Source organism: Pseudomonas sp. 34 E 7 (assembly GCF_900005715.1).
In the GTDB taxonomy this organism is placed as follows: Bacteria; Pseudomonadota; Gammaproteobacteria; order Pseudomonadales; family Pseudomonadaceae; genus Aquipseudomonas; species Aquipseudomonas orientalis_A.
In genome coordinates this window covers 112,267-119,324 of record NZ_CVTX01000158.1, presented here as the reverse complement: position 1 = coordinate 119,324, position 7,058 = coordinate 112,267, and the positions used below count along the sequence as shown (strand labels likewise).

10 protein-coding genes are annotated in these 7,058 nt (G+C 61.0%); 5 read left to right on the top strand and 5 right to left on the bottom strand.

The window, feature by feature from the left end; translation table 11 throughout:
* Window positions 1-1,029, bottom strand: a 1,029-nt coding sequence (locus BFP96_RS20760) for an ABC transporter permease (protein WP_139113429.1), incomplete at its 3' end; no start/stop codon positions are given.
* Window positions 1,029-1,712 (bottom strand): ABC transporter ATP-binding protein, encoded by a 684-nt coding sequence (locus tag BFP96_RS20755; protein WP_065885127.1) that lies wholly within the window; start codon window positions 1,710-1,712, stop codon window positions 1,029-1,031. The genes BFP96_RS20760 and BFP96_RS20755, both read right to left, overlap by 1 nt.
* Before the next feature lie 10 nt (window positions 1,713-1,722).
* On the opposite strand from BFP96_RS20755, the gene BFP96_RS20750 reads away from it, so the two are divergent.
* The 3 genes from BFP96_RS20750 to BFP96_RS20740 all read left to right on the top strand — a co-directional run bounded on the left by BFP96_RS20750 (window position 1,723) and on the right by BFP96_RS20740 (window position 3,727).
* Window positions 1,723-2,328: an arylesterase gene (locus BFP96_RS20750; RefSeq protein ID WP_065894672.1), complete on the top strand. Its 606-nt coding sequence runs from the start codon at window positions 1,723-1,725 to the stop codon at window positions 2,326-2,328.
* A gap of 58 nt (window positions 2,329-2,386) precedes the next feature.
* Window positions 2,387-2,680: a hypothetical protein gene (locus BFP96_RS20745; RefSeq protein WP_057722836.1), complete on the top strand. Its 294-nt coding sequence runs from the start codon at window positions 2,387-2,389 to the stop codon at window positions 2,678-2,680.
* Window positions 2,681-2,761: 81 nt separating this feature from the next.
* Entirely contained in the window at window positions 2,762-3,727 is a 966-nt protein-coding gene (locus BFP96_RS20740; protein ID WP_065894674.1) for a L,D-transpeptidase family protein, read from the top strand.
* 95 nt (window positions 3,728-3,822) lie between these two features.
* Here the strand turns inward: BFP96_RS20740 and oprI are convergent, their stop codons facing one another.
* Window positions 3,823-4,074, bottom strand: coding sequence for an outer membrane lipoprotei OprI (oprI, locus tag BFP96_RS20735; protein WP_003172710.1), 252 nt, complete (start codon window positions 4,072-4,074; stop codon window positions 3,823-3,825).
* 612 nt (window positions 4,075-4,686) lie between these two features.
* On the opposite strand from oprI, the gene BFP96_RS20730 reads away from it, so the two are divergent.
* Complete coding sequence (locus BFP96_RS20730; RefSeq protein ID WP_003233387.1) at window positions 4,687-4,968, top strand: GNAT family N-acetyltransferase; 282 nt, start codon at window positions 4,687-4,689, stop codon at window positions 4,966-4,968.
* 56 nt (window positions 4,969-5,024) lie between these two features.
* On the opposite strand, the gene BFP96_RS20725 is transcribed toward BFP96_RS20730, so the two are convergent.
* Both BFP96_RS20725 and BFP96_RS20720 read right to left on the bottom strand, forming a co-directional pair.
* Window positions 5,025-6,101 carry a 3-deoxy-7-phosphoheptulonate synthase gene (locus BFP96_RS20725; protein ID WP_065898067.1) on the bottom strand — a complete coding sequence of 359 codons (1,077 nt, stop codon included), beginning with the start codon at window positions 6,099-6,101 and terminating at the stop codon, window positions 5,025-5,027.
* A 131-nt stretch (window positions 6,102-6,232) separates the two neighbouring features.
* Window positions 6,233-6,667, bottom strand: a complete 435-nt coding sequence (locus tag BFP96_RS20720; RefSeq protein WP_065894678.1) for a PilZ domain-containing protein — start codon at window positions 6,665-6,667, stop codon at window positions 6,233-6,235.
* Here BFP96_RS20720 and BFP96_RS20715 point away from each other — a divergent pair.
* Window positions 6,666-7,052: a thioredoxin gene (locus BFP96_RS20715; protein WP_065894680.1), complete on the top strand. Its 387-nt coding sequence runs from the start codon at window positions 6,666-6,668 to the stop codon at window positions 7,050-7,052. The genes BFP96_RS20720 and BFP96_RS20715 overlap by 2 nt on opposite strands.
* Window positions 7,053-7,058 lie beyond the last annotated feature (6 nt).

Below are 7,058 nucleotides of genomic sequence, written 5' to 3'. Positions count from 1 at the left end.
ATCGTGCAGGAAGTAGAACAGCCCGAATTGCGCGAGCCAGCCGAGGACAGCGCCGGTCAGGCTTGCCAGCAGGCCCAGCACACTCAGTTGCAGGCTGAACAGCAACATGGCTTCGCGGCGTGACAGCCCCAGGCAGCGCAGCAGGGCACTGGCATCGAAGCGGCGGCTGGCAAAGCGGTTGGCCGACAGCGCCACGGCCACGCCCGCCAGCAATACCGCCACCAGGCTGGCCATATTCAGGTAACGCTCGGCCTTGCCCAGGGCGCCGCCAATCTGTTGGTTGCCATCGCGCGAGTCCTGCAGGCGCTGGTTGGCCGCCAGGCCCGGCTTGACCAGGTCGCGATAGGTTTGCAGCGCCGTGCTGCCGGGTGGGGCGCGCCACAGTTCGCGATAGCTTACGCGGCTGCCAGGCTGGACCACGCCGGTGGCGTCCAGGTCCGCCAGGTTGATCATCACCCTGGGCGTGAGGCTGTAGAAATTGCCGGCGCGGTCGGGTTCGTAGGTCAGGACGCGCGCCAGACGCAGGGTTTTCATGCCGACGTCGATGCTGTCGCCGACCTTCAGGTCCAGCGCTGTCAACAGCCGTGCTTCCACCCAGGCTTCGCCGGGTTTGGGGCCGCCGCCCGGGGTTTCGGTACCAAAGGGTTCGCCCGCACTTTTGAGCTCGCCCCGCAGCGGATACTGCTCGTTGACTGCCTTGATACTGGAAAGCTGGATGCCGTTGTCGGCCGCAATAACGCTGGAGAATTCCACGATGCGCGCATGATCCAGGCCCAGTTCGGTGCCGGATCGGATTTGCTCGGGGCGGGCTGGCGAGCTGCCTTCAAGTACCAGGTCCGCGCCCAGGAACTCGGTGGCGCGCAACAGCATGGCGCCGTTGAGGCGTGCGCCGAAATAGCCGATAGCGGTGCTGGCGGCTACGGCCACCAGCAGGGCGAAGAACAACACACGCAATTCGCCGGCGCGGGCATCGCGCAGTAATTGGCGCATGGCAAGACTGAACAGGCGTAACAGCGGCAGGCGTGCCATCAAGGCTCCAGGGGCGCGACCATCAGGCCGGCTTCAAGGCGGATCAGGCGTCGGCAGCGATGGGCCAGGCGCTCGTCGTGGGTGACCAATACCAGGGTCGTGCCGCTCTCTTTATTGAGTTCGAACAACAGGTCGCTGATGCGCTCGCCGGTATGGCTGTCGAGGTTGCCGGTGGGCTCGTCGGCAAACAGCACGTCAGGCTCGGCGGCAAATGCACGGGCAATCGCCACGCGTTGCTGCTCGCCGCCGGAAAGCTGGCGTGGCGAATGGGTCAGGCGCTTGCCGAGGCCGACGCGTTCGAGCAGGTGCGTGGCGCGCTCGCGGGCATCCTTGCGGCCGTCCAGCTCCAGCGGCAGCATGACGTTTTCCAGCGCATTGAGGCTGTCGAGCAACTGAAAGGACTGGAATACGAAACCCACGTGTTCGGCACGGATGCGCGCGCGCTGGTCTTCGTCGAGACTGCTCAGGGCTTGACCTGCCAGGGTGACTTCACCGCTGCTGGGCAGGTCCAGGCCGGCCAGCAGGCCGAGGAGGGTGGATTTGCCGGAACCGGAGCTGCCGACGATAGCCAGGCTATCGCCCTTGTTCAGTTCCAGGCTCAGTTCGTGCAGGATAGTCAGTTCACCTTCCGCGCTGGGAACCACTTTGCTGAGGTTTCGCGCGGTGAGAATGCTTGCGCCCATGGAGAATCCGATGCGAATGTGGTTTTTGAGTGCTGGCCTGGCCTTGATGTGCATGGCCCAGAACGCAGCGGCGGGTACAGTCCTGATCGTTGGCGATAGTATCAGTGCCGGTTTCGGCCTGGATACCCGCAAAGGGTGGGTCGCCCTGTTGGAGCAGCGGCTCAAACAGGAGGGTTTTGACGATAAAGTGGTCAATGCGTCGATCAGTGGCGACACCAGCGCCGGAGGCCTCGCGCGGTTGCCGGCGGCGCTTGCAGCGCATAAACCGGATGTGGTGGTGATCGAGTTGGGCGGCAACGACGGGCTGCGCGGTCAGCCGCCGGCGCAATTGAAACAAAATCTTGCCTCGATGATTCAGGCGTCCCAGGACAGCGGTGCCAAGGTGCTGCTGCTGGGCATGCAGATCCCACCCAACTATGGCAAGCGGTACGTCGACGCGTTCGCCAAGGTCTTCGGCGAGGTCGCAGAGGAAAAAAAGGTCCCGTTGGTGCCGTTTTTTCTCGAGGGAGTGGGTGGTCATCCTGACTTGATGCAAGCGGACGGTCTGCACCCGGCAGTCGCCGGCCAGGGCAAGTTGCTGGAAAATGTCTGGCCGACGCTCAAACCGCTGTTATGACGCTTTTCTACCGGCAGGCTTTCGGCTAAGGTGGCGCCCCCCCGATTTGGAGCCCCTGATGTCGCGTCCTGCCTGGTCCCTGTTCAACTACCAACTGATCGAGCCTGACGAGCAGCTGGATCTGTTCGCCTGCCAGGAAGTGCGAGTGCATCTGGTGGCGCGTCAACTGGAGTTGGGCGGCTCGATTGATCGCACGCTCTGCGGCACGTTGTTGCCGGCGCAACCGCTCTGGTCGTCGGTGGATCGTTCGATCTTCCAGGACCAGCGCCTGTGCCCGTTATGCAGGGCCATTCTGGAATCGCAAAAGCGCGGCACACCGCCGATCTGGCCGGAGCTGCGCTTCGAGCTCTAGCTCGGCCGGCTTGATGCCAGGCACTCGCTTGACGTATACAATCAGTTTTTTCCTACCGTCGTTCTGCGAAGGATTTTCCGGATGTTGTCGCGCCTTTCCGTCGTTACCTGCTGCCTGTCTCTCGCTGCGCTCTGTGCGGCCGGTCCGGCGTCAGCCTTGCAGTTGCCCTTGCCGCCGCCCGGTGAGGACATCGTCGGTCAGGTCCAGGTGATCAAGGCCAAATACGAAGACACGTTTGCCGACTTGGGCACCACGTACGACCTCGGCTATTCGGAAATGGTCGCCGCCAACCCGGGCGTCGATGCCTGGTTGCCAGGGGCGGGTACGGATATCGTGCTGCCGACACGGTTCATCCTGCCGCCGGGCCCGCGCGAAGGCATTGTGATCAACCTGGCTGAATATCGGCTCTACTATTACCCCAAGGGGCAGGACGTGGTTTACACCTTCCCGCTGGGGATTGGTCGTGAAGGCTGGGGGTCGCCCATTGCCCACACCAGCATCATCGCGAAGACGCCGAACCCCACCTGGACACCGCCGGCCTCGATCAAGGCCGAACATGCCGCCAACGGTGACCCGCTGCCCAACGTAGTACCTGCCGGCCCTGACAACCCGTTGGGCCCGTTCAAGTTCACCCTGGGCACACCGGGTTATCTGATCCATGGCTCCAACATGAAATTCGGTATCGGCACCCGCACCAGCCACGGTTGCTTCCGCATGTTCAACAACAATGTGCTGGAAATGGCGAGCATGGTGCCGGTCGGCACGTCGGTGCGTATCATCAACGATGCCTATAAGTTCGGCAGCGCCGGCGGCAAGGTCTACCTCGAAGCCCATACGCCGTTGAACGACGATGGCACGCCCTCGGTGGTCGACAAGCACACGGCGGTGATCAATGCCCTGCTCAAGCGTGAAGACCTGGCCAACAACCTGCGGGTGAACTGGGATCAGGTGCGTGATGTGGTGGCGGCGGAAGATGGCTTGCCGACTGAAATCGGTGTGCCTGGCGTCGCTCCGGTGGTGTCCAGCGCGCCGGTTGATTTTCAATAAAGCTGGTGCGGATGGCTGCGGCCAGCTCAGCAGATTTCAGGCAAAAAAAAGCCGACCCATAAATGGATCGGCTTGATAACAACCCCGAAGGATTATTACTTGCGGCTTGCTTTTTCAAGCATGCGCAGAGCGCGCTCGTTAGCTTCGTCAGCAGTCTGTTGTGCTTTTTGAGCAGCAGCCAGCGCTTCATCAGCTTTACGGTAGGCTTCGTCTGCACGAGCCTGGGAGCGAGCTGCTGCATCTTCCGTTGCAGTCAGACGCGCTTCGGTTTCTTTGGAGACGCTGCTGCAACCGGTAGCCAGAACTGCGGCCAGAGCCAGAGCAGAGAATTTCAGAACGTTGTTCATCGTGTTCCCCTTCAAGGACTTTCTATTAGATGACTACTGTCTCAGAGTGAGCAAATAGCCGGCGTACATACTACCCATTACTTGTAGTAAGTAAACTGACGTTGCGCAAGAAGCAAAAAAAATTCTGGTACCGAATCTGTTTTGGCTAATCTGTGGGAGATTTGTATAAAGACCAGACGGGTTTTTTCATCCTGCTGAAGATTGGATCCAGGCTGAAAGCGCCGGCCCGCATGCCTCGAGCCTTGTAAGCAGATGAAATGTTATATATCCAGACGGGCACTTGCGTTGCGCTTGCGCGTACCGCAACGGGTATCTTTCGCTCATCTAGAGGTGACTTTAACAGCGTCAGTTCGTCTCAAGCTGCAACTGCCGGCAATGTTCAGGCGTTCGGTCACCGGTTGATCGAGGCCCTTTCTAATAATCCGCCCGTGGCAGGGGATGACGAGTGTGCCTTGAGCAATTGCTGAATTGGTGCCTACTATTCCCTGCGTGCAGGTGTGAGCGCTCAGGGTTTTCTCGTTGTCGAAACCGGCACGGGGTGGCGTAGATGTTCCTTCGCCGGAAAAACATCGGTAAGGTAGGGTCAATATTCAAGACCCGCGAGGAGTAGTGATGAGCGAGGCGTTGTCCATCCACCATGACCAGGCTGGTCATCAGTTCGAGACCAATGTGGACGGTCATCGTGCCTATCTGACCTATATGGACCTCGGGAAACAGACCCTGGATATCTATCGCACGTTCGTGCCCAACGCGTTGCGTGGGCGTGGTATTGCGGCTGCGTTGACCGAAGAGGCGTTGAAGTTCGCCGAAGAGTCAGGCTATACGGTCATCCCGTCCTGCTCCTATGTGGAGCGCTACATGGAGCGCCACCAGCGCCATGCCGCCAAGCTGTGAACGAACAGCCATAAAAAAACGCCGGGTTTAGCCCGGCGTTTTTGTGTGTGCCTGATTCAGGTGCGTTTGCGTGTGGGCAATACGTCCTTGAGCTTGGCGTGCATGCTGCGCAGGGTGTTCTCGGTAGCGGCCCAGTCGATGCACGCGTCGGTGATCGACACACCGTACTGCAAGTCGGCCAGGTCTTTTGGAATGGCCTGGCATCCCCAGTTCAGGTGGCTCTCGACCATCAAGCCGATGATCGATTGGTTGCCTTCGAGGATCTGGTTGGCGACGTTTTCCATCACCAGCGGCTGCAGTGCCGGGTCCTTGTTGGAGTTGGCATGGCTGCAGTCGACCATGATATTTGGCTTGATGCCGGCCTTGTTCAGCGCCTGTTCGCAGAGTGCGACACTGACCGAATCATAGTTGGGCTTGCCGTTGCCACCGCGCAGCACCACGTGACCGTAGGCGTTGCCCTTGGTGGTGACGATGGACACGCCGCCTTCCTGGTTGATGCCCAGGAAGCGGTGAGGGCTGGAGACCGATTGCAGCGCGTTGATCGCCACGGTCAGGCCGCCGTCGGTGCCGTTCTTGAAACCCACGGCCGAGGACAGGCCGGAGGCCATTTCGCGGTGCGTCTGGGACTCGGTGGTGCGGGCGCCGATGGCCGACCAGCTGATCAGGTCCTGCAGGTACTGCGGGGAGATCGGGTCCAGCGCTTCGGTCGCGGTGGGCAGGCCCATTTCCGCCAGGTCCAGCAGCAGTTTACGACCGATATGCAAGCCGTCCTGGATCTTGAACGAGTCGTCCAGGTACGGGTCGTTGATCAAGCCTTTCCAGCCGACGGTGGTACGCGGCTTCTCGAAATAGACGCGCATCACCAGGTACAAGGTGTCGGACACTTCCGCCGCCAGCACCTTGAGGCGCTCGGCGTATTCGTGAGCGGCCTTGAGGTCGTGAATCGAGCAAGGCCCGATGACGACGAAGAGGCGGTGGTCGGTGCCGTCGAGAATGTCACGGATGACTTCGCGACCCTTGGTGACGGTCTGCAGGGCAGCGTCGCTCAGGGGGATTTCGCGCTTGAGCTGATCGGGCGTGATCAGGGTCTCGTTGGATTCAACGTTAAGGTCATTGATCGGTAAATCAGCCATCGTGTTACTCGTCAGGGTCACGGGTGCCGGCCGCCAGCCATCCCCGTGCGGCGGAGCACAGCATGATTTGGATGCAGGGGGGAGGAACCTTAGCGCGTAATACGGGCCCGCGACAATGGGCAAAGGCCGCTTTAATCCAGCGCTGGCTGCATAACGGCCGCGTGGGAGAACTCGCCGGCGTGGCGCGACACCCAATCGTGGGCCAGGGCTTCGAGTTGCTGGGCCGTGAGCTCGGCGGTTTCGTGCAGGCGGCAGTAGCGCTCGATCTGGCACACTTGCTCACCCATGCGCGCGCCGAACAGGGCATGTTCATCGGTAAAACTGATGCCGATGCGATAGCCGGCTTGCCCTTTGCGGCACCACGCGACATAGCCCGGATAGCGCGCGGTGGCGCCCAGGGAGGGGATCGACAGGTCGACCGCGGTGCCAGGGCGCCAGGCACGCGGCCAGTTGCAGGCGATGCCGCCGCGGCCGATAGTGCGCAGGCGTTGGCGGGGCAAGGGGGGAGACGGACGTTGGATCAACTCGACAGCGACATCATCAGGGTGAGGTAAAAAACGACCCATGTACACGGACTCCGAACACCGTCTTATGGACGGCAGTGGCAGCAGTATAGTGAAGGAACTGGAATTGACCGACCTGGATATCGACCAGCAACTGCTGGGATTGCCCGGGTGTTCGCTGGTAGTGTTTACCAGTGTCGGTTGTTCCAGTTGCCGCTGGGCGCGCCAGCAGTTGCCGGGCTGGCGCTTGCCGGTGGACCGACTGTGCTGGGTGGATGCCGGGCACAACGGTGGCGCGGTCGAACGTTACCAGATCTTTCATTTGCCCGCGTTGTTCCTGGTGTGCGAGGGTCAATTCCTCGGGCAATTACAGACACGTCTTACGCAACCAGACCTGACCGACGCGGTAAACCACGCACTGACACGTACCCCAGAGGATTTGCCATGACCGCCA

Bases quoted from the DNA above. Each gene is read 5' to 3' on its own strand.
- oprI (WP_003172710.1), bottom strand. From the start codon at position 4,074: ATGAACAACGTTCTGAAATTCTCTGCTCTGGCTCTGGCCGCAGTTCTG.
- BFP96_RS20755 (WP_065885127.1), bottom strand. From the start codon at position 1,712: ATGGGCGCAAGCATTCTCACCGCGCGAAACCTCAGCAAAGTGGTTCCC.
- BFP96_RS20730 (WP_003233387.1), top strand. From the start codon at position 4,687: ATGAGCGAGGCGTTGTCCATCCACCATGACCAGGCTGGTCATCAGTTC.
- BFP96_RS20725 (WP_065898067.1), bottom strand. From the start codon at position 6,101: ATGGCTGATTTACCGATCAATGACCTTAACGTTGAATCCAACGAGACC.
- BFP96_RS20715 (WP_065894680.1), top strand. From the start codon at position 6,666: ATGTACACGGACTCCGAACACCGTCTTATGGACGGCAGTGGCAGCAGT.
- BFP96_RS20720 (WP_065894678.1), bottom strand. From the start codon at position 6,667: ATGGGTCGTTTTTTACCTCACCCTGATGATGTCGCTGTCGAGTTGATC.
- BFP96_RS20750 (WP_065894672.1), top strand. From the start codon at position 1,723: ATGCGAATGTGGTTTTTGAGTGCTGGCCTGGCCTTGATGTGCATGGCC.
- BFP96_RS20740 (WP_065894674.1), top strand. From the start codon at position 2,762: ATGTTGTCGCGCCTTTCCGTCGTTACCTGCTGCCTGTCTCTCGCTGCG.
- BFP96_RS20745 (WP_057722836.1), top strand. From the start codon at position 2,387: ATGTCGCGTCCTGCCTGGTCCCTGTTCAACTACCAACTGATCGAGCCT.